Origin of the sequence: Elstera cyanobacteriorum (assembly GCF_002251735.1) — a bacterium.
Lineage (GTDB): Bacteria > Pseudomonadota > Alphaproteobacteria > Elsterales > Elsteraceae > Elstera > Elstera cyanobacteriorum.
The window spans coordinates 527,100-547,736 of sequence record NZ_NOXS01000033.1; the positions used below are offsets into that span (position 1 = coordinate 527,100).

13 protein-coding genes and 2 tRNA genes are annotated in these 20,637 nt (G+C 62.2%); 3 read left to right on the forward strand and 12 right to left on the reverse strand.

All coding sequences use genetic code 11. The annotated features are described in order from the left end of the window. Positions 1-11 precede the first annotated feature (11 nt). Positions 12-1,046: a P1 family peptidase gene (locus CHR90_RS14785; protein WP_094409773.1), complete on the reverse strand. Its 1,035-nt coding sequence runs from the start codon at positions 1,044-1,046 to the stop codon at positions 12-14. Positions 1,047-1,265: 219 nt separating this feature from the next. Here CHR90_RS14785 and CHR90_RS14790 point away from each other — a divergent pair, with 219 nt between their 5' ends. Next, positions 1,266-2,555 carry a DUF3422 family protein gene (locus tag CHR90_RS14790; RefSeq protein ID WP_094409774.1) on the forward strand — a complete coding sequence of 430 codons (1,290 nt, stop codon included), beginning with the start codon at positions 1,266-1,268 and terminating at the stop codon, positions 2,553-2,555. Between the two features lie 48 nt (positions 2,556-2,603). Here CHR90_RS14790 and CHR90_RS14795 read toward each other — a convergent pair whose 3' ends face one another. The 11 genes from CHR90_RS14795 to rlmB all read right to left on the reverse strand — a co-directional run bounded on the left by CHR90_RS14795 (position 2,604) and on the right by rlmB (position 19,991). Next, complete coding sequence (locus CHR90_RS14795) at positions 2,604-3,608, reverse strand: patatin-like phospholipase family protein (protein WP_229671487.1); 1,005 nt, start codon at positions 3,606-3,608, stop codon at positions 2,604-2,606. 82 nt (positions 3,609-3,690) lie between these two features. Then, a complete protein-coding gene (locus CHR90_RS14800; RefSeq protein ID WP_094409776.1) occupies positions 3,691-10,086 on the reverse strand; it encodes a type I polyketide synthase in 6,396 nt (2,131 codons plus the stop codon). Between the two features lie 18 nt (positions 10,087-10,104). Beyond that, a complete protein-coding gene (locus CHR90_RS14805; RefSeq protein WP_094409777.1) occupies positions 10,105-10,572 on the reverse strand; it encodes a hypothetical protein in 468 nt (155 codons plus the stop codon). Between the two features lie 153 nt (positions 10,573-10,725). Further along, positions 10,726-11,457: a thioesterase II family protein gene (locus CHR90_RS14810; protein ID WP_094409778.1), complete on the reverse strand. Its 732-nt coding sequence runs from the start codon at positions 11,455-11,457 to the stop codon at positions 10,726-10,728. A 60-nt stretch (positions 11,458-11,517) separates the two neighbouring features. Beyond that, positions 11,518-11,976, reverse strand: a complete 459-nt coding sequence (locus CHR90_RS14815) for a cache domain-containing protein (RefSeq protein WP_094409779.1) — start codon at positions 11,974-11,976, stop codon at positions 11,518-11,520. 45 nt (positions 11,977-12,021) lie between these two features. Continuing rightward, positions 12,022-13,722 carry a methyl-accepting chemotaxis protein gene (locus tag CHR90_RS14820; protein WP_170941418.1) on the reverse strand — a complete coding sequence of 567 codons (1,701 nt, stop codon included), beginning with the start codon at positions 13,720-13,722 and terminating at the stop codon, positions 12,022-12,024. A 498-nt stretch (positions 13,723-14,220) separates the two neighbouring features. Beyond that, positions 14,221-16,059: a DNA helicase RecQ gene (gene recQ / locus CHR90_RS14825; RefSeq protein WP_094409781.1), complete on the reverse strand. Its 1,839-nt coding sequence runs from the start codon at positions 16,057-16,059 to the stop codon at positions 14,221-14,223. A 39-nt stretch (positions 16,060-16,098) separates the two neighbouring features. Continuing rightward, positions 16,099-16,857, reverse strand: coding sequence for an isocitrate lyase/PEP mutase family protein (locus CHR90_RS14830; protein WP_094409782.1), 759 nt, complete (start codon positions 16,855-16,857; stop codon positions 16,099-16,101). Then, positions 16,854-17,933 carry a bifunctional transcriptional activator/DNA repair enzyme AdaA gene (locus CHR90_RS14835; protein WP_094409783.1) on the reverse strand — a complete coding sequence of 360 codons (1,080 nt, stop codon included), beginning with the start codon at positions 17,931-17,933 and terminating at the stop codon, positions 16,854-16,856. Before CHR90_RS14835 ends, CHR90_RS14830 begins: the two co-directional genes overlap by 4 nt. A gap of 85 nt (positions 17,934-18,018) precedes the next feature. Further along, the gene (locus CHR90_RS14840; protein WP_094409784.1) at positions 18,019-19,146 is read right to left on the reverse strand and encodes an extracellular solute-binding protein; all 1,128 of its coding nucleotides are present in this window, start codon (positions 19,144-19,146) and stop codon (positions 18,019-18,021) included. Then, positions 19,143-19,991: a 23S rRNA (guanosine(2251)-2'-O)-methyltransferase RlmB gene (rlmB, locus tag CHR90_RS14845; RefSeq protein ID WP_094409785.1), complete on the reverse strand. Its 849-nt coding sequence runs from the start codon at positions 19,989-19,991 to the stop codon at positions 19,143-19,145. Before rlmB ends, CHR90_RS14840 begins: the two co-directional genes overlap by 4 nt. A 206-nt stretch (positions 19,992-20,197) precedes the next feature. On the opposite strand from rlmB, the gene CHR90_RS14850 reads away from it, so the two are divergent. Both CHR90_RS14850 and CHR90_RS14855 read left to right on the forward strand, forming a co-directional pair. After that, positions 20,198-20,283 (forward strand) — tRNA-Tyr (locus CHR90_RS14850). Positions 20,284-20,421: 138 nt separating this feature from the next. Beyond that, positions 20,422-20,495, forward strand: a tRNA-Gly gene (locus tag CHR90_RS14855). Positions 20,496-20,637 lie beyond the last annotated feature (142 nt).

Here is a 20,637-nt window from a genome sequence, read left to right on the forward strand (position 1 = left end):
ACTCCCCTCCCTTAACTGTTCTTCTGCTGTTTTAGGGATCGATAGGACGGAAAAGCCCCCAGGCTCTCCGCTTCATACACACCGCGCGCGACGGCCCGGGCTAGGCAGTCGGCGGCGGCTTGCCCGACGCGGGCCAGCCGGTCGGGCGACACGCCCGATCCGTCACCGGTCGCAAGCGCAAAGACCGAATCGCCGTCGAACGGCGTATGCACCGGGCGGACGGCGCGGGCAAGCCCGTCCTGGGCCATTATCGCCATGCGGTGGGCGTCGGTCTTGGTCAGCGGCGCATTCGTCGCCACGACCGCGAGCGTGGTATTGGCGCCAATCTGCGGTACCGCCGTTTCGGTCCAGTCGGTTAGGGCGGCAATTGGATGGAGTGGGGGTTCTTGCCCGCCCAATTCCCCCGCCTGCTCGAACGGCCACGCCCAGAAGCTGAGCGTGCTGGGGTGCAGCACCGAGCCGACGGGATTGACGGCGACCAGCGCCCCGACCCAATCACCGCCGGTATAGAGCGAGGCGGTCCCAAGGCCGCCTTTCAGTTTTCCCGCTTTGGCGCCATAGCCTGCCCCGGCATTACCTTGCGCCACCTCCAACCCAGCGGCGGCACAGGCGGCGCGCGCGAGGGCGCGGTACGGCGGCTCCGCCCAGTCTTTGACGCCGCCGTTTAGGAGGTCGAACAGAATGGCGGCGGGAACGATGGGGACGCGGGCCGTGCCGACCGGAAAACCGATGCCCTGGGCCGCGAGAAAATCCATCACCCCACTGGCCGCATCGAGCCCGAAGGCCGATCCCCCGGACAGGCAGAGCGCGTGGACCCGCGCCACCAGGGCCGACGGGGCGAGCAGATCGGTTTCTTTGGTGCCCGGCGCCCCGCCGCGAATATCGCAGGCGGCAATCGCGGGCTGATCGGGCAGGATAACGGTGACGCCGGTCCAGACGGTGCGGTCTTCCGCTTGGCCGACGCGCAGTCCGGGCACATCGGTGATCGCATTGCGCGGACCGGGGGCGCCGTCCTGGGGGCTGAAAGCGGGCGCGGTTGCGGCCATTATGCCCCCCTCCGCGCTCCGAAAGCGGAGCGGCGGGCCGTGCGGCAGTGCAATAAAGGCCGGGCGCAGCGCGGGCTCATGCCCGACCCTAGGCTGTTGCGGCGCACAAGGTCAAGGGGCTGTGACAAAGCCGACGCGGCGGAATGTCGCAATTTCGCGCTTGACAGGAGCGCCAAGTTTCCGCGCTATGCCGCGACTTATTCTGTCGTGAGATCGCCTATGTCAGTTCATTTCTTGCGTGAGTCGGTTCTTGGCGAGGTTCACGCTCGCCCCTTCACGCCGCTGACGCCGCCGCGCCGGGTGCTGCATTTCGCCTTTTTCACCGATTTGGCGGCGGCCCGGGCTGACCGCGATAAGCTGCTGGCCCTGTGCGCCACAGCCGGGGCCGCGGCCCCTTTGCCGGATGCGAAGCACCATCGGCTGACCTTGCCCCCCACGTTGGGCGGCGGCAGTTTGCGCTGGGAACAGCACTCGGAATTCACCACCTATACGCTGGATTTCCCCGACGAGAGTGGGGTGATCTTTCCGCCCTGCCCGGCCTGGGCGCGCTTCGAAGCGATCCTGCCGCCGCCCGGCCCGCTGCTGGTGGCGGTGGATTTGCAGATCGTTCCAGCGCAAGCGGGGCTTGATCTGACGAAGATTTTCGACCCGGCCTCCTTGGCCGTTTCCGCTTTCGATTTCGGTGCGGCCCTGGTCGCCACTGATTTCCGCGCCGATGGGCAGTTGCAGGCGGGCGGTGGCACCGTGCGGCTGCTGGTGCAGGATCAAGGCCTGACGCCGCAGCGCGCCGGGGCGCTAGTACAGCGGCTGCTGGAGGTCGAGACCTATCGGCTATTCGCCCTGCTCGGACTGCCGGAGGCACACCGCCTCGGCCCCATCGTCCGCCGCATCGAAGCCGATCTAACCCGTATCGCTCGCGCAATGGCCGAGGCGCGCGATCTTGTCTCTGATAACGCTTTGCTCGATGAATTGACCCTGCTGGCCGCCGAGCTGGAGGCGGAGGCCAATGCCGCCAGTTACCGCTTTAGCGCTAGCCGGGCCTATGACGGGATCATCCAGCAGCGGCTCGCGGCTTTGGGGGATCGGTCAGTCGGGGAGTATCCGACCATCGGCGCTTTTCTGGCCCGGCGCCTCGCCCCGGCCATGCGCACCTGTACGATGTTGGAAGAACGGCTGGAAACGCTGGCGGGCAAACTGTCGCGCGCCGCGCATCTGCTGCGCACCCGCGTCGATGTTGCCATCGAACAGCAAAACCGCAGCCTGCTGGAAGCGATGAACCTGCGCGCCCGCCAGCAGTTCCGATTGCAACAGACCGTCGAAGGCCTGTCGATTGCGGCCATCGCTTATTATGTCGTGTCGCTGGCGGCCTATGTGTTCAAAGGGCTGAAGGAAGCGGGCTTGCCGCTCGATCCAACGATCGGCACGGCGCTGGCGGTGCCGCCGATTGTGGCGGCAGTCGCCCTAACCGTGCGACGCATTCGGCGCCATCACGGTAAAGAAACCGAATAGCAAAGGCCGGGGAAATCCCCGGCCTTCACGATTTGGGGCAGCCTAGTCTTAGACGCCCAGCTTAGCCTTATTCTTTTCGATAAAGACTTTCCCGCTCTCATACCCAACCGCGAAGAGGCGATTGAGGTTCGAGCTGGACCAGTCCAGCGCCGCCGGCTGCATCTTCGGCGGAATTTTGAAGTTCAGGATCAGCAGGTCCGACTTGTCTTTATCGTGATGCAGTTCTTGGAACAGCTTCAAGTCGGCGTGACCGAGGGCGACCAGCGGGGTAATGATCTGCTGGCCAAACGCATCCCACAGGTTGCGCGGCTCGTGCAGCAGCCCATCGATCGCGATGGCATCGAACACGACGATCAGATCCAGATCGGGTTCGTTTTCCATGAGGCCCTTGAAATTGAAAGCGTCACGCGAGGCGCCTTCGATGTAGAGCTTGCCGTCGATTTCATAGGGCGAATAGAAGAAGGGATAAGATAGCGACGCCTGGAAATGAGCGAGATCGATCTGATCTTTTTTGAAGATCGCCATCTTATTGTCGGTCAGACAGTAAGCATTCAGGTAAATATCGGCGGGCAGCTTGTGCAGCGCGTCAAAATCGACCATCTGCTTAATGAATTGGGCATGCGCGCAGAAACCCTGACTGAACAGCGACAGGTTAGACGGCATCAGCCCCGCCCACCAGAACTGCACCCAATCCGACAGGAATTTTTCTGACGGCGTCATCCCAAGTTGGTTCACGATGCGCGAATAGCCGGGCATCATTGACAGGGCGGTGCGGTAAAGCGCCGCCGCCGGGCCGGGCTTGGTGAAGATCTTATAGTTGATCGGGAACATATTGTAGATGGCGTCCGAGACGCCGAAATTCACCGAATTGCGCAGTGATTCCTCGCGCGTCATGTTCAACGGTGCAAGGTAGGACAGGCCAACGACCCCGCCGCCGCCAGCCATTGAGTAGACGTCAAATTTAACGCCTGCTTCCTCGAACGCCAGCAGTGCGCCGGTCATCAAAGTATAGTCCGGGGCGCCACCGCCCAATACGAGAGCCTTCTTACCCACGCGAGCCTCCACATCTTAAAAAAAAGTTTGGTGAAAAGGAGAGAGGGGGGAGAGATGACCCTCCCCCGAAAACGCTTCAGGCTTAGAGCGGCATCACCATTTCGCGGTTGATGATGCGGTTGATGAATTTCGCATCTTCGACCACGGCATAGTGCGAGCCTTCCCGCATCAGCACTTGCAAGCGCTGATTGGTGAATTGCCCCCAGGCCAGAATATCCTCCCGCGACACATAGGGATCGCCGCGCGACACGAAACAGGTGATCGGCACGTCCCAGGGCTTCGGTTCGCCCTTGAGTTTGTAGTTGCTGGTCATCTCGAACTCTGCCCGCACGGCAGGCAGCATCAGCTTGCGAAGTTCGGGATCGGAGAGGAACTGATCGGTCGCCGCCATATCGAACTTGCGGATGATATCGGCGAAGATTTCGTCCGATTGTTCATAGGGCTTCAGATCGTGCCGGTAGCCCTGCGTTTGCATCAGCACCTTGCCCAGATCTTGCTCGAACGGCCCAACTTCCCCGACCTTATTCGGCGCGCGCGCGCCGGAGGCGAAGAGGTGCAGCGGTCTGAACTTGGTTTCCTCGATCAAGGTGCGCGCCGTTTCATACATGGTCACGGCCCCCAGGCAGTGACCGAACATGGCAAACGGCAGATCAAGCAGGTCGATCATTTCATCGAGCACGCAATCAACGAAGAGGTCCATATCGTTGACCGGCTTTTCCGAAATGCGCCCCAAGCGGCCCGGCGGTTCGACTGCGATCACCTCGATGGCCGGGTCGATCCAATTGGCCCAGGGCCGGAAGACCGCCGACCCGCCACCCGCGAAGGGGAAGCAGAACAAGCGCGCGCGCGGATTACTGCGCTTGCCGACCGGGATAAGCCACTTCGCATCCTCGACAATAGCAGGGGCGGCGAGGGCTGCCTCCACCGTTTCGGTGATGAGATTGCTCACCATTGCCTCGACGGCTGCCGGGATGGCCGGGGTTTCCGTCGGGGTATCGCCGGGCACCACCTGCGGCGCATCGGGCAAGCCAACCCCGGCGAGATCCGGCCAAACCTCGTCCACCAACTGATCGATGCTGGGGCCTTGGATCAGCTTCACGGCGGGTACGCGCACGCCAAGCGCCATTTCGATGCGGTTGATCAGCGTGACGGCCATCAGCGAGTCGAGACCAAGTTCACGCAACGGCTGGCCGGGATCAATGGCCCGCGTCACGCCGAGCGTCGCCTGCGCCTGCTGTGCCACATAAGTGACGATGGCAAAGCGCCGGTCGCGCGGGTCGCTGGACTTCAACTGCGCCTGCAAGGCTTCGACCGATAGGCCGCCGCTCGCAGCCGCCCCATCCGTCTTCACCTCGCCCAGCATAGCGTCGAAGAAGCGCGGGACCGGCTGGAACTGACCGACGATGGTCGTCCAATCGGCGCTGAGCACGGCGGCGTGGTTGAAGCCCGCCTCCACGATCAGCTTCAGCGCCTCCTGGCCTTCTTCGGGCTTCGTGTAAATCAGCCCGCGCGCGCGCCAGATCGCTTCGCCCTTATCCCCCGCCAGCGTCGCGAGACCGCCCGCCGCCCAGGGGCCCCAGTTGACCGCGAGGCCCGGCTTACCCTGCTGGCGGCGCAAGGCCGCAAGCCCGTCGAGATAGGCATTGCCAGAGGTGTAATTCGCCTGACCGCCCGCGCCAAACAGGCTGAGGATCGACGAATAAACCACGAAGTCATCAAGCTGCAGGTCTTCGGTCGCTTTATGCAGGAACCACGCGCCGTCGAACTTGGGTGCGATGGCCTTGCGGAACTTATCCCAAGCAAACTGCGCGATGGTGGCGTCTTCCAGCACCCCGGCGGAGTGATAGATACCCTTCAACGGTAGCGCGTCAGACCGCAGTTTCTTGATCAGCGCGGCCACGCTGGCCTCGCTGCTGGTATCGAGCTTCTCGACCGAGATGCGCGCGCCCAACGCTTCCAACTCCGCCTTGATCCCGGCCGCCGTCGGATCGTCGGCCCCCCGGCGGGAGGCGAGGACCAGATGGCGGATACCGCGATGGGTGATGAGGTATTTTGCCGTTTCGATCCCAATGGCCCCAAGGCCGCCGGTGATCAGATAGGTCGCATCCTTCGTGGTCGGCGCGCGGGTTTCCGTCACCTTGGCGCGGACGAAGCGGGCGCCGTAACGGGCCAACTGTCCGCCCGCGAGGCGGAAGGCGACCTGCGCTTCCCGGTCCCCCGCCAGCAGATGATTGGCCAAGGCTTGCGTTTCCGCAGGATTGATGCCGCCGGGTGCCAGATCGATGAGGCCGCCCCAGGTTTGCGGATATTCGAGCGATACCGTGCGCCCGAAGCCCCACAGCCCGGCCTGGGCGAGATCAAGCGAGCCTTTACTGCCGTCACGAATATCGAGACCGTTGCGCGTGCCAAGCCACAGGCCCGGCGCGTGCTTGAACCCGTCGCGGGCATCGGCAAGCGCCTGGGTAAGGTGCAGGGCATTACCGATCACGGCAGCCTGCTGGGCTTCGAGATCCTTCCCGTCGCCGAAGCTGGTATCGAGACCCCAGAGGTAGACGATGCCCACCCGCTTATCGGCCCAATCTTGCGCCGCCTGGGTCAGAACCGGCGCAAAGCTCTCGCGTCCGTCGACCTTCACCGCACCCGCCGGGATCAGCGCCGATTTGGCGATGAGTTTGACCGGATGGTTACGGGTTTCGAAGGTCTTGGCCAGGGCGGCGCCTACGCCTGCGTCATCGGCGAAGATCACCCAGGCATTGGGGGCCGCCACCTGCGGCTTAGCGCCCGCCGCCAGCTTGTCCCAACGCACCTGATAGAGCCAATCGACCCCTGCTTCCGCGCCCTTGGGCTGGAAAGCGGTGACCGGGATCGGACGCAGTGACAGGCCTTCAAATTTGGCGACCGGGCTGCCATCCATCGCATACACATCGATATCGACGACGAGCGCCGCCGACGCCGGATCGGCGGAGACATCTTGCAAGCGCTTGCGCAGATGGACCCAAACGTCCTTTTCGCCCGATTTCAGCAGGCTAAAGCGCTCAATGCCAGCGGGCAGATGCAGCCCTTCCGGTGGCAGGGCAACTTTGCTGAAATCGCCGAACGCATCGATAACGGCGGGATAGGTATGCAGAGTTGCGTCCAGCAGGGCCGGATGCAGCGGGAACCCATCGGCGGCAACGCCGTCCGCCAGACGGACGTGCGCCAGCACTTCGCCCAACCCCTGCCACATCGATTGGATGCCCCGGAACGCTGGGCCGTAATCGAGGCCGAGGCTGGTCAGCGCGCTATAATAGCGGTCCACCGGCAGCGGCTTGGTGCGGCTGATAACGGCTTCCGGCACGAAGGTTGGGGCGCTCGTCGCGTCCGGCGCCGGGCGCAGGGCGGCCGAGATATGCGTCTGCCAGCGGAACGCATCGCTGTCTTCGGCGCTGGACAGGCTGGCGTCGAAGCTGCCGAACTCGCCGGGTTTCAGCACCAGATGCACGATCTTGGCGTCAGCGTCGCCCAGGAACAGCGGCGCGCGGTAGGAGAAATTGGCGATCTGCAACGGCTTATCGCCGCTCAGTTTCGCCCCGGCTTGCAGCAGGCCGACGAGGCCCGCCGTGGTCGGCAGCACGACGTGGCTATAGACTTTATGGTCTTTGATCCAGGGCAGGGCCTTCTGGCTATAGACGGTCTCGAACTGCGCTTCGGGGAGGGAGGACCGCAGGCGCGTACCAACCAGCCCGTTAGCCGTGGCGGCGGCTTGGGCGGTCGCGGTGCCGGGGATGATGGCGGCGCCGTCGCGCTCGTTCCACATCCGCTCGCCTTGGAACGGATAGGTCGGCAACGCCACCCGGCGGCGCGTCCAGGGCGCATCAAAGCCCTTCCAGTCGATGGCCTCGCCCCGGCGGAACAGCGTGCCCACCGTTTCCAGCAGATCGCGCCCCTCAGTGCCATCCTTGGCGACCGTCGGCAGGAAAGCCAGCGTCTCGCCGGAGATGCTGGATTGCGCCAGCGCCAGCATGCTCTTGCCCGGCCCGATTTCGATGAAATCGGTCACGCCTTCCGCCTGCAACTGCTTCACCGCATCGGCAAAGCGCACGGCGTCCATCGCATGCGACACCCAATAGTCGGCGCTTGGGGCATCGGCCTTTACCGCGCCGGTCAAGGTCGAGACCCAAGTGACGCCCGGCTTTTCCGCCTTCGCCGCTGCCAACGCCGTGCGGAAATCGGCCATCGCCGGATCCATCAGCACCGAATGGAAGGCGTGGGAGACGGTGAGCGGGCGGGCGGTGACGCCCTTCGGCTCGAAATAGGCTATCAGCGCGTCGACCGAGGTTTTCAGGCCCGAAACGACCGTATTCGCTGGGCCATTGACCGCAGCGACACCGATCTGCGGCAGTTTCAGCTCGGCGAGCGCAGCGCGCACGCTGGCTTCGTCGGTGAAGACCGCCGCCATCGCCCCGCCTTCGGGCAGGGCCTGCATCAATTTCCCGCGCGCTGCGATAAGCTTCGCGGCCGCTTCCAAGGGATAGACCCCGGCAACGACCGAAAGGGCAAACTCGCCAACGCTATGGCCCGCCATCGCCTGCGGCGTGATCCCCCAGCTTTGCAGCAGGGTCGCCAGCGACACTTGCAGGGCAAAGGTGCCCGGCTGGGTGAATTCCGTGCGGTTGATCAACCCCGCATCCGGCCCATTGGGATCAGCGAAGACCGCTTCGGCCAACGGGCGTGGCAGGATACCGACCATCGCTGCGGCGCAGCGGTCGAAGGTCGCGCGGAACAAAGGCTGGCTGTCGTAAAGCGCTTTGCCCATGCCCGCGAATTGCGCACCCTGGCCTGTGAACAGGAAACCAATCTTACGCTTGGCCCCGGCGCGCCGATCGGCAGCGGTGGCAACCTGGGCGGTGCGCAGCTTTTCGATCAACTCATCGACGCTGCCCGCGACCGCCGTGTAGCGGTGGCTAAAGGAAACGCGGCCTTGCGCCAGCGAATAGGCGACATCGGGCAGCGAGGCACCCGGCGTTTCTTCCAGCACTTCCGCTTGGCGCACCAGCGCGTCTTTCAGAGCCGCTTCCGATTTCGCCGAGAGCACGACCAGATGCGCCGGGCGTTCCGGCACGGTCTGAGCAACCGGCGCCTGCGTCGGCGCCTCTTCCAAGATTACCACGCCATTGGTGCCGCCGATGCCGAGCGAATTGACCAGCGCGCGGCGCACCTTCTCGCCCTTCGGCCAGGGCTTCAGCTCCTGGTTCACATAAAAGGGGCTGGTGGTGAAATTGATCTTCGGGTTGAGCGTGCGGATATTGATCGTCGGCGGAATCGCCTGTTCGTGCAGGGCGAGCGCCGTCTTGATCAGCGAGACGATGCCCGCCGCCTGTTCCGGGTGGCCAATGTTTGGCTTTACCGACCCAACGGGGCAGGAACCGGCCGGGACAGTCACCGTCTTGAAGGTCTCGGTCAGCGCGGCGATTTCGATGGGGTCGCCCACGGCGGTGCCGGTGCCGTGGCATTCGGCGTAACCGATGGTATCCGGCGAAATATCGGCGAGTTCCAGCGCCTTGATCATCGCCCCGGCCTGACCCGGAACGGAGGAGCCGGAATAGCTGGCCTTGGTGCCGCCGTCGTTATTCACGGCGGTCGATTTGATTACGGCATAGATGGTATCGCCATCCTTGACCGCTTGATTGACCTCTTTCAGCAGCACCATACCGACGGCGGAGCCGAAGACCGTGCCGCGCGCGTCGGCGTCGAAGGTGCGCACATGCCCATCGGGTGAGTAGAGCCCACCTCGCACCGACCGATAGCCGGAGATTTCGGGCACGCGGACCGTTGCGCCGCCCGCCAGCGCCATCGTGCATTCGCCGGTCTGGATGCTCTGGCAAGCGAGATGCACCGCGATCAGCGAGGTGGAGCAGGCGGTCTGCACGTTCAGGCTCGGCCCCGTCAGGTCGAATTTGAACGACAGGCGGGTGGAGGCGAAATCCTTATCGTTGCCGATATGGACAAGGTTGGCCGTGCGCCCGCGCGACTCTGGATGGTCGTACAGTTCGTTGACCATGTACGAGCTGACGTTCCCGCCCGTGCCGAGCACGATGCCAACCGGACCAAGATGCCGACCGGGGATATAGCCCGCATCTTCAAAGGCTTCCCAGCCCACTTCCAGAAGGAAGCGGTGCTGCGGGTCCATCAACCGCGCTTCGCGCGGTGAATATTCAAAAAAAGCGGCATCGAACTTATCGATGCCGGGAATACGGAAAGCGGTTTTAACGTAGTCGGGTTCGGCGATTTCAGCGGGGCTGATGCCAGCGGCGATCAATTCTTCGTCCGAAAAGACGGTAACCGATTCGACGCCGTTGCAGAGGTTGCGCCAAAACTCCCGATAATTCATCGCGCCCGGCACGCGGCAGGCCATGCCGATGATGGCAATGCCCTTGAGCGGCGGTTGGGCAGATGTTTTCGGGGTTGCTTTATTGGTTGTGGCTTTAGGCTTGCTCATCATCACCCCCAAATCGACTTACCATTCTTTCTTGCGTTGGATGGCCGAGGGCCAATTCCAGAAAGACTGTAGGGGGGAGTCGGCGAACTTACCGAGCGAGCTAAGAGACTGATTCGTTAGCTTCTGAACCGACTGGAAAGCTGTATTTTCGCCGCCAGCGACAATGCTTTCGATCTTCCGCTCGAAACCTTGAACGGCGTCGTGCATTGCAAGGGCAACCTCGTAGCCTTTGTAAAGCGTGTCCAGCCATTGTTCCATCGGCCAAGCAATCAGCTTAGCGGTTACATCAACGATCGTCTCCGCCGGAATACCATTGTGCTGAGGGATGTAGGGACCGGGCAGGCTTTTTGCGAAAGCGCTGAAAAATTCTGCCGGATTGCTTGGGATGGTTTTCGCATCCGCAGCGGGCTTACCGGAGTAGCGGCGGGCCGGGCGGTCCGATTTTTCAGCCGCGGCGGCGGTGGTATTGGTATTTTCGGTAGTCATTGGGCCAGCCTCTCACGCGCGTGAAATTATGTGGAAAATGCCGATGCCATTTTTCGGAAATATAATCATTTCCGTTAGGCCGAATGATGCCATAGCCCATATCGCGCTGCATCAAAAATAAGTGTGAAGAATCGCGATTAACCTATTACAATTTCACGCTAAAGAAGAAGCAACCATTAGGGGGAGTTCTGGGGTTGAATTCTCTAGGTAAAAGTGATCACCTGGAAAAATATGGTAATCAAAATTGCTATTCGTGTAGTTAGCCCAATTTTTTATTGAATTTTCCGGATGTAGCGGGTCGCTATCTCCAAGATAAGCGGTGATCGGAAAATCCAATTTTTCCGTACTGTCGTCGTGATAAACTCGTAATAAGTTAATATCGTTCCGAAACACAGGAATCAGAAGCGATAGAAGGTCGGTATGGTTAATCAAATCTGCAGAAGTACCGCCGAGCTTGCGAATATAATCTTCGGCCTCTGCGTCGGATTGAAGAAGTGACGGGGTTGCCGCTGGTGTTTTTTTAGGCGGAATGTTGCCAGATACAAACAAGTGTCGGGGGCGTTGCCCATATTCTGTGCGCACTTGCTGCGCCGCAGCATACGCCAGCCACGCGCCAAAGCTGTGGCCGAATAGGGCGAAGGGCCGATCGAGCAAAGGCGATGCTGCTTCGGCAAAGGCATCGACCAGATCCTGTAGCCGGGTCAACGGCGGTTCGCCCAAACGGCTACCGTGTCCCGGCAACTGCACAGGATAAAATTCAACCAGATCTGCAGTACCGCGCCAGTCCCGAAATAAGCTGGCATTGCCGCCGGCATGGGCAAAACAGAAAACCCTAATTTCCGGGTCAGTCGTAACCTCGGGAAACGGAAACCAGAGTGCGGTCATAACCTAATTTATCCAATAAAAAAAACAGAGGGCTTGCGCCCTCTGTTCAATAAAGACTGATTATTCGTAGTAGCCGACGACGAAAACTTTATCGTCGAACTTTTTAGCGAAAGATTGTTTTTTTGCCAGCTTAGCCGTTGCCGGATTACGCCAGACGTAGGAAACCCAACCGCCATCAGCAGCCTTATTGGCGGCGGCAATCTGTTCCCGGATGATGAACTTACCTTCTACATCCTTCAGGTCCGGAATCGCCGGGTTATTGATCATCTTCGGATCGTAATAGGCGAGGGCGAGGCCGCTATTGGCATCGACAACCAGCACATACCATTCACCGTCGACCCATTCTTTATTGGTCTTATCGCCGAAATCAGCGAAGGCCTTATCTTTACCGACGGTCTGATAGTGTTTGATCGCCTTATTGACCATTTCGACCGATTGTTCGGCCGGCGTAGCGGCGATAAGCGGGCTCGAGACCAGCAGGGCAAGCGCTACGAACGCCGCAGACAGAAGTTTCAACATCGCGTGTCTCCACGAGAAAAGGGGAACAATCAGAAAAGAAGAGGACTAGGCCGCTTTCAAACGGGCAACGAGCGTATCGACACCCTCTTGAAGCGACCGGCAGGCGTCACCGAGGCTGGCGGTGGATTCCTCCACCACCACGGCGGCGGAGCCAACCGCTTCGGCGACATGCTTGACACCCGTGATATCGCGGCTGACGGCCTGGGTTCCAATGGCGGCTTCCGACACACTGGCACTGATATCAGCCGTGGCGGATCCTTGTTCACTGACGGCCTCGGCGATGACCATCAAAGCCTGCTCGACGCGGCCAATAGTGCCAACGATGAGGCGGATCGCCCCTGCGGCCTGATCGGTCGCGCCGCGCATCGAATTAATTTCGCCGGCAATTTCCTCGGTCGCTTGCGCCGTTTGTTGCGCCAAACTTTTAACCTCGGTGGCGACGACCGCAAAGCCCTTGCCAGCTTCGCCCGCCCGCGCCGCTTCGATCGTGGCGTTCAGCGCCAACAGATTGGTGCGTTCGGCAATATCGGTAATCAGGCGCAGCACTTCGCTAATGCGGCCCGACGCCTGAACCAGATCGCCCACCACGCGGTCCGTGCGGGCCGCTTCCGAGACCGCTTCCTGAGCGATGCTGCTGGATTCGCGCACCTTGACGTTAATCCGCTCGATCTGATCGGCAAGGCGATTGGTTGCCCCGGCGACCGTCGAGACATTCGAACTGGCCTGTTCGGATGCTGCAGCAACTAGAACCGATTGTTGACTGGCCTCTTCAGCATTGCGGGCCAAGCTGATCGACTGATTGCGGATGGTCGAGAGCATATCGGACATCGCGACCACGGCCTGACGCACCGACTGTTCAATATCGGCAGCCAGCGTCGTCATCATTTGCTTGCGGATACCTTCGGCCTGTTTGCGGTTAGCCTCTTGCTGAGCCGTCAGTTCCCGAACCCGTTCGGCGTTCACTTTAAAGACTTCGACGGCGGCTGCCATGGCGCCGATTTCATCACGCCGGTGCAGGGCTGGAATTGTCACATCCAGGTCATCGTTTGCCAAACGGCCCATCGCATCGGTCATATCGCGAACAGGCTTTGCAATCGATTGACCAACGATAACGGCAATCAATGCCAAAATCAGGGTCGCAGCACCGGAAATAATGAGATAAAGGCTACGCGCCCGCTGACCAGCCTCTGTTGCTTGTTGGATCGCTGCATCCGCCTGGCGACGCGCTTCAGCCTCAAACTCCGATAAGTTTGCGATAATCGCTTCGGACGCATTCTGGGCCGTAAAGACCAACGTGACCGAAGAGGCGACATCGAGCCGGACGGAGTTTAGAACGGCATTGGCCCCGGCTTCATACTTCTGCAACTTGTCGCCAAACCCCGAGAGCAGCCCAGCTTCCACCGCATTCAAACTGTAGCGCGTCGGTAACGCCCCGAGCAGCCCTTTAGTATTGCCAAGCTTCGCCTTGAAATCGCCCTCAACTTTAGAGAGAATTTTCTCATCGGAGATCGCGGCGCTCCAGGCAACCATGCGAATAAGCTCGGCATGGGTTTGCTCGAAGGCGCGGGAAAGTTGAAGGGCTTCCGTCGCTTTGGCGCTGGACACATGCGTGATCTGATCGAGAACGCGGTTTTGTTCAGAGATTGTTGTGATGCCGAGGACGGCCAAAAACCCCAGGGCAACCAGGGCAACCCCCGGGATAAAGAAAACCTTCCAGCGGATCGATAGGGAGATCTTTCTAGCCACGCTCGGTCCTCTCTCACCAAAACGAGCCAGCCCCCCGGATTTGGCGGCGGGGTTCAGGGGCTCGCACTCGGCCATTTGTATGCATATCGATAATAGGCTGCCGGCGCGGAGCTGTCCAATAATGATTCGCGTCTTACAAGCAAGAGATCATTACAATCGTATGTTTCCTCTCCATGACAAGGATAGGTCGTGGAGAATGCCGATCTTAAAACTTTATGAAAAGAACCATATGCTTTAAATCGGACGCCGAAAGAGGCTAAGAAATCTATCCATTGGCGCTCAAATTACCCCTAAAAACCTGACCCGTGAAAGGGAAAATATTTAAAAAAGCGTTTATCCTGCATTTATGTGTAGGGATCGTGCTTTATTTTTAGACGATTTTACCGCACACGCCGCATATGTACTAAGGATGTAACTCGGAATATTAACTAACGTTAAAACGCGGCCTAATCGGAGCGCTCTTATGATCGGGATTGCTAATTATTAGGGGTCGCCATGTCAACCAAAGTGCCGCAGTTGATCGAGAATAGCGTCGCCATAGCGGTCCAGCTTTGATCGTCCGATGCCTGGAATACGGGACAGCGCTTCTAAGCCTCTGGGGCGCGTCCGAACAATATCGATCAGCGTCGCATCGGTCAGGATCACATAGGGCGGCACCTTGTGATCGCGGGCAAGATCCATGCGCCACGCGCGGAAGGCTTGAAACAGTCGCTCTTCCTGCGCGGTGAGTTCGACGGTGCGGCGGCCGGTCGGGGCCGCCCGGCGTTCGGCCCGCGGCGCGGGATCACGGCGCAGGTGCAACGGTTCGGCATCGACAAGGACCGGGCGGGCGGCATCGGTCAGGCATAGGCCCCCGAAGGCTTCCGGATCGGCGGTAATCAGGCCCAGGGCCAGCAACTGCCGGAAGACCGAGCGCCAAGCGTCCTTCGAGAGATCGCTGCCGACGCCGAAGGTCTTCAGCCGATCATGTCCATGCTCGGCGACCTTATCGGTCCGCTCCCCCCGCAGCACGGCGATCAAATGTTCGGCGCCGAAGCGCTGACCCGTGCGATAGATGGCCGACATGGCCTTGCGCGCGGCCTCGGTCGCCTCCCAAGTTTCCACCGGCTCGTGGCAAATATCGCAATTGCCGCACGGCTCCGGCAGCGCTTCGCCCAATTGGCGCAGCAGAAAGGTCCGGCGGCATTCGGCGGTTTCGCAATAGGCGAGCATGGCATCGAGCTTCGCTTTTTCCCGCCGTTTGTGATCGTCGGGCGCGGTCGAGGCTTCGAGGCGTTGGCGGTGCATCGCCACATCTTGCAGGCCATAGGCCATCCAGGCGGTCGCGGGCAGCCCGTCACGCCCGGCGCGGCCCGTCTCCTGATAATAGGCCTCGATACTTTTTGGCAGGTCGAGATGGGCGACGAAGCGAACGTTCGGCTTATCGATCCCCATGCCAAACGCGATGGTCGCGACCATCACGATGCCTTCTTCGCGCAGAAAACGGGTTTGATGCGCCTCGCGCACACCCGCATCAAGGCCCGCATGATAGGGCAGGGCGGGGATACCCTGATCTTTTAGCCAAGCTGCGGTTTCATCCACCCGCTTGCGCGTGCTGCAATAAATAATGCCCGCGTCGCCCGCGTGCTCGTCTTTGATAAACCCGAGCAACTGGCGGCGCGGGTCCTTCTTGGCGATCACCCGATAGGTGATATTCGGCCGGTCGAAGGACATGACGAACTGTCGCGCCGCCTCCAGCTTCAACTGGCGGATAATATCGTCGCGGGTGGGCGGATCGGCCGTCGCCGTCAGCGCGATGCGCGGCACCCACGGCCAGCGTTCGTGCAGCAGCGTGAGGGCGCGATAATCGGGGCGGAAATCATGGCCCCATTGCGACACGCAATGGGCTTCGTCGATGGCAAACAGCGCTAGGCGTGCATGGTCGGCGGCTTCGAGGAAGGAGGGGGTTTGGATCCGTTCTGGCGCGATATACAGAAGGTCGAGCCGCCCATCGGCCAGCGCCCGCAAAATCTCGCGCTGTTCCCCCGGCTCCTGCCCGGAATGCAATCCTGCCGCCGCCACCCCCGCCTCGGTCAGGGCTGCCACTTGGTCTTGGATCAAGGCAATCAATGGCGAGACGACGATGCCGCAGCCGTCGCGCACCAAAGCCGGAATCTGATAGCACAGCGATTTGCCGCCGCCGGTCGGCATCAGCACCAGCGCATCGCCCCCGGCGACCACATGGGTCACGATCTCGGCCTGCGGCCCGCGAAACCGGTCGTACCCAAACACCGACTGGAGAACGGCCAGCGGTTTCGAAGGGGCGGAAGGATAGTCGGACAGGGGCAGCGCCGTCATTGCGCCGCCACTATAGGGGCGGGCGGTGGCGATGTCATGTTAGAGATGGCGGCGGGCAGCGTCCGTCAAATATGTTTGCATGTCGCGGTAGGGCCCGGGACCGAAGGACGCGCGGGCAACCCCAAGGGCCCTGAGGGTCGGGAGGTCGGGGGTGGCGCGCGTCATCATAATATTGACCGGTAAGGCGACTTCGGTACACAGGCGGGCGATAAGATCCCTATCGGCCAATCCCGGGGCAAAGAAGCCCGATGCTCCCGCTTCGGCATAGGCTGCGGCGCGCTCTAAAGCCGCCGCAATCAGTCTGGTATGTTCGTCAGCAGGCGCCTGCAGGAAAAGATCGGTGCGGGCATTGATGAAGAGCGGCACGCCGAACGCATCGGCTTCGGCGCGCAGGGCAGCAATCCGTTTGCAGTGTGCATTGAGCGGATGAAGGCCCGTGCCGCCAACAATACCATCCTCAAAGTTAATTCCGGCGATCCCGAGGGGGAGTAGGCGCCGCAGGGTTGCCGCGACCGTCTCTGGGGAGACGCCATATCCGCCCTCGAGATCGACAGAGAGCGGCAGGTTCGTCGTTGCCGTGATCCGGTCAATGATCATCGCGAGAAGATCGAGCGGCAGTTGTTCGCCGTCGGCATAGCCTTGAGCAGCGGCAACCGACCAACTGCCGGTTGCCAACGCCTTGGCCCCCGCGTCGGCGACGCAGCGCGCGCTGCCAGCATCCCAGATATTGACCAACACCAATGGATCGCCCTTGGCGTGCAGGGCGGTAAAAGCGGCGGCTTTCGGCGCAGAACTCATTGGATAGTCTCCGAGGGTAGGACGTGGTTGCGGACGCGGGCCTCGTGCGTCAGAAGCCAACGTTTGCGCCAGAGGCCGCCGCCATAGCCGGTCATGCTGCCGTCTTGGCCGATGATCCGGTGACAGGGGATGAACAGCGCGATGGGATTGGCGCCGACGGCACGCGCTACGGCGCGGGCGCCACCGGGAGTTGCCATGCTTTCAGCAAGGGCGCCATAGCTTAGGGTCTCGCCTGTCGAAAGCTTGCGCAGGGCTGCCCAAACGCGGCGATTGAAGGGGGAACCGGCAGGGGCAAGGCGTAGGGACTGCGGTGCTATGCCGGTCGCAAAATAGGTGCTCAATGCGCCGGTCACCTGGTCGTGGACTGCCGTTCGATCAAAGGTGATGCCGGAGCCGGTAAGGGTCCGGAGCCGGGTCAATTCGGCTAACAGGGCCTTGCGGTCGAAGAATTCCAGCAGATGCAGCGCTTGGGTATCGCTCACCGCCAACATAGCGCCGAGCGGCGTTTCAACCCAATCGGCAAACAGCAGGGTGCGCCCGCGTAAAGCGGCGGGTGTTTCGCCTAGCAGTCGCCCGACCGCCTCCCGGAAGCCGCTGCTAGACCCGAAGCCCGCCGCCATCTGCGCGGCGATCACCTTCTCCTCGGTCGCCAATCGGCCGACGCCTTGGCCCAATCGGCGAACTCGGGCAAGCTCAAGAAAGGTCATGCCGAAGGCACGCTTAAAGGCTCGGCGGACAGTCGAGGCGTCATACCCCAGGGCGGTTATACCGTCTTCGCACCATGGGATTTCGGGAGCTTGGTCTAACCGGTCGAGCAAATCGGCGACTAGGGGATCGCGCCGCCGAAACAGCTCGAGCGGGCGGCAGCGTTGACAAGGTCGGAACCCAGCCTCGAAGCAGGCGGCGACCGAGGCGAAGAACCGACTATTCTCGCGCTTTGGCTTGCGCGCTGGGCAGCTCAGGCGGCAGAAAATGCCCGTCGTCGTCACCCCGACGAAGGCGTGGCCATCATAGGCGACATCGCGGGCGACGAGCGCGGCGTAAAGCGTATCATCGGAGGGGAGAAGCAGGGACATGGGACGAGTATAGCGCTCTGCCCGATGTAGTGCCGCCGGGTTTCAGGCGTCTATTTTTCCGCCGGGGGGACTAAGCGGAGAGCCCTCACATCCCCCCCACCCGTTCCGCCAGGGCCGCCGCCTGTGGCAGCAGCGGCAGCAGCGTTGAGAGCGGCGTCGGGTCGGCTTTGAAGGGGCCCCAGCGGGTGACGGGGTTGGAGAGCGGCGTGCCGGGCTTCAGCGGATAGCCCCACAGGGCTTCGGCCAGCAGGCGCTGGCCGGTGTCGCCAGTCAGGAAGGTGATCAGCTTGACGGCGGCTTCCCGGCGTCCGGTCGCTTGCGTCGCGCCGATGGTCACCACTTCGACCGGGGTGCCGCGCCCGTCGCCGATCACCGGAAAGGTAACGGTGAGCTTATCGAGGGCGGGGCGCAGCGGATCGTCGCCCTTATCGGCCAAGCGGGCGAGGGTGCGGCTGCCGATCAGGGCGGCGTCGCATTTCCCATCCACCAGGGCTTGCACTAAGGGCCGGTCCTCGGCATCGGGTAAACTCGGGCCTTCGCTCGGGGGCAGCGTAACGGCGTTGGCGGTAACGCCCCGCAACCAGGCCTCGGCGGCCAAAGGATCGGGGATCATTTGCGTCGCCAGAAAGGCGCGACTGGCCAGCCGCCCCAGTGGCGGCAGGCACAGGCGACCTTTCAGGGCCGGTTTGGCAAGATCGTCATAGCGCGCAATGTCGCCGGGCTTCACCTTATCGCCCATGCTCACGGCGGCGCGGACGAACCCGGTCACGGCAATCCAGCGGCCGCCTGCGTCGCGATAGGCGGCGGGAATGGCTTTATCGAGATCGGGAATGGTGACCGGCACCAAAAGGCCCGCCGTCGCCGCCCGTTCCGCCCGGGTGAGGGTTGGCAGCAGGGCGACATCGGCGGCGGTGGTCGCGCCTTCGCGCAGCAGGCGGCCCAGCATCAAATCGGCCTGATCGCTCTCGATCTGGACGGCGATGCCCTGGGCTTTCTGAAACTCGGCAAAAACCGGGGCGAGGCGCTGCGGATCGAAAGAGGTGTAGAGCGTTAAGCGAGGTAGCTCTTTCGCACTGTCTTTCGGGGTCTCGGGCGCGGGCGCCTCGGCGGGGGCCTGGGCGACCGCGGGCGCCGGGCTGGCCGGAACAAGGGCAGCGGCGGTCCCGCTCAGCAGTCCCGTCAACAGCAGGGCTGAAAGGACTATGCGGCTCATGCCGGCCTCTCCGCCAAAACACGGCGGGTGGCGTAGAGGGCCACGGCGGCGGCGTTGGAGACGTTGAGCGAGGCAAACTCCCCGGCGGTTGGCAGATGGCCGAGCGCATCGCAGGTCTCGCCGGTCAAGCGGCGCAGACCGGGGCCCTCCGCCCCTAAAACCAGCGCCACGCGCCCAGGACGTAAAACCGCCTCTAGCGGCTTTTCGGCAATGCCTTCGAGACCAACAACCCAAACGTCGGCTTCCTGCAACTGGCGGATCGCGCGGGCAAGGTTGACGACGCGGACGATCGGCACCGCTTCGAGCGCGCCGGATGCAGTTTTTGCCAAGGTGCCAGTGGCGGCGGCCGCATTGCGATCCGGCAAGATCAGCGCCGTCGCGCCGAAGACTGCGCAGGAGCGCAGGATGGCCCCGACATTATGCGGATCGGTCACTTGATCGAGCAGAACGAACAGCGCGTCGGGGGCGGCGCTGAACAGCACATCTTCGAGGGCCAGTTCCGGCAGCGGCTCCACCCGCAAGGCGACGCCTTGGTGGACGGCGCCGGGCGGCACCAGCCGGTCGATCTCGGTACGGTCAACGATGCTCGGTGCAAGGCCCCCGGCGGACCAATCTTTCGCCGCCTCCGCCGTCAGCAGCAGTTGGCGGCATTGGCGCTCCGGGTTGGCCAAAGCGGCGCGCACGGCGTGATGCCCGAACAGCCAAATCGGCCCCGACCCGGACGGGGGCCGTCCGCCCCCCGTGCCCCGGCGCGACCCATCGCCCTTACGGCCCTCGCTTCCGGCGGATTTCGAACCAGGGCGGGCGGGACGGGCAGGGGGGCGGGACGGGCGGGCGGGGGGCATGGCGGTCAAATCACAAAAGAGAGACAAAAGAGGCCGCCAGTGTGCGCCGGGCGCGCGGGCGGGGCAAGCGGCTTCCCGGCGCGGGGACTGACATAAAAACGCAAGGAAACAGGAGTCCGATGACTGATAGCGGTTGACAGGATAGGGGGTTTTCCAATACTCCCCACCTCGTCGCGGCGGTTGGAAACGACCGCCTGGAGACCCTGGGAGGGGTGGCCGAGCGGTCAATGGCAGCAGACTGTAAATCTGCCGACGTATGTCTACGTTGGTTCAAATCCAACCCCCTCCACCATGGTCCTCTCCGGGCGTAAAGCTCTGGCGCGTGACATGTCGAAAGCGGTCGTAGGCGAGGGTCAGGTGGTGTTCCATCGGATCAGCGAGTGCGGACCGCTGCTGGCATATGGATTGACGCCGATGGCGCGCAGCCCGGGCGGGTGTAGCTCAATGGTAGAGCCCCAGCCTTCCAAGCTGGTTGTGAGGGTTCGATTCCCTTCACCCGCTCCAGTGCCGCGCGCGGCGTTCCGTCTTTAGGTCGGCACCCGTCCCACCTTGGCCCATTCGTGGTCGCTATACCCCTGGTTTAGAGGAAGTCTCCAGTCCATGGCGAAGGCTAAATTTGAGCGGAACAAGCCGCACTGCAACATTG

Bases quoted from the DNA above. Each gene is read 5' to 3' on its own strand.
- CHR90_RS14805 (WP_094409777.1), bottom strand. From the start codon at position 10,572: ATGACTACCGAAAATACCAATACCACCGCCGCCGCGGCTGAAAAATCG.
- CHR90_RS14835 (WP_094409783.1), bottom strand. From the start codon at position 17,933: ATGTCCCTGCTTCTCCCCTCCGATGATACGCTTTACGCCGCGCTCGTC.
- CHR90_RS14830 (WP_094409782.1), bottom strand. From the start codon at position 16,857: ATGAGTTCTGCGCCGAAAGCCGCCGCTTTTACCGCCCTGCACGCCAAG.
- recQ (WP_094409781.1), bottom strand. From the start codon at position 16,059: ATGACGGCGCTGCCCCTGTCCGACTATCCTTCCGCCCCTTCGAAACCG.
- CHR90_RS14840 (WP_094409784.1), bottom strand. From the start codon at position 19,146: ATGAGCCGCATAGTCCTTTCAGCCCTGCTGTTGACGGGACTGCTGAGC.
- CHR90_RS14790 (WP_094409774.1), top strand. From the start codon at position 1,266: ATGTCAGTTCATTTCTTGCGTGAGTCGGTTCTTGGCGAGGTTCACGCT.
- rlmB (WP_094409785.1), bottom strand. From the start codon at position 19,991: ATGCCCCCCGCCCGCCCGTCCCGCCCCCCTGCCCGTCCCGCCCGCCCT.
- CHR90_RS14815 (WP_094409779.1), bottom strand. From the start codon at position 11,976: ATGTTGAAACTTCTGTCTGCGGCGTTCGTAGCGCTTGCCCTGCTGGTC.
- CHR90_RS14810 (WP_094409778.1), bottom strand. From the start codon at position 11,457: ATGACCGCACTCTGGTTTCCGTTTCCCGAGGTTACGACTGACCCGGAA.
- CHR90_RS14800 (WP_094409776.1), bottom strand. From the start codon at position 10,086: ATGAGCAAGCCTAAAGCCACAACCAATAAAGCAACCCCGAAAACATCT.
- CHR90_RS14785 (WP_094409773.1), bottom strand. From the start codon at position 1,046: ATGGCCGCAACCGCGCCCGCTTTCAGCCCCCAGGACGGCGCCCCCGGT.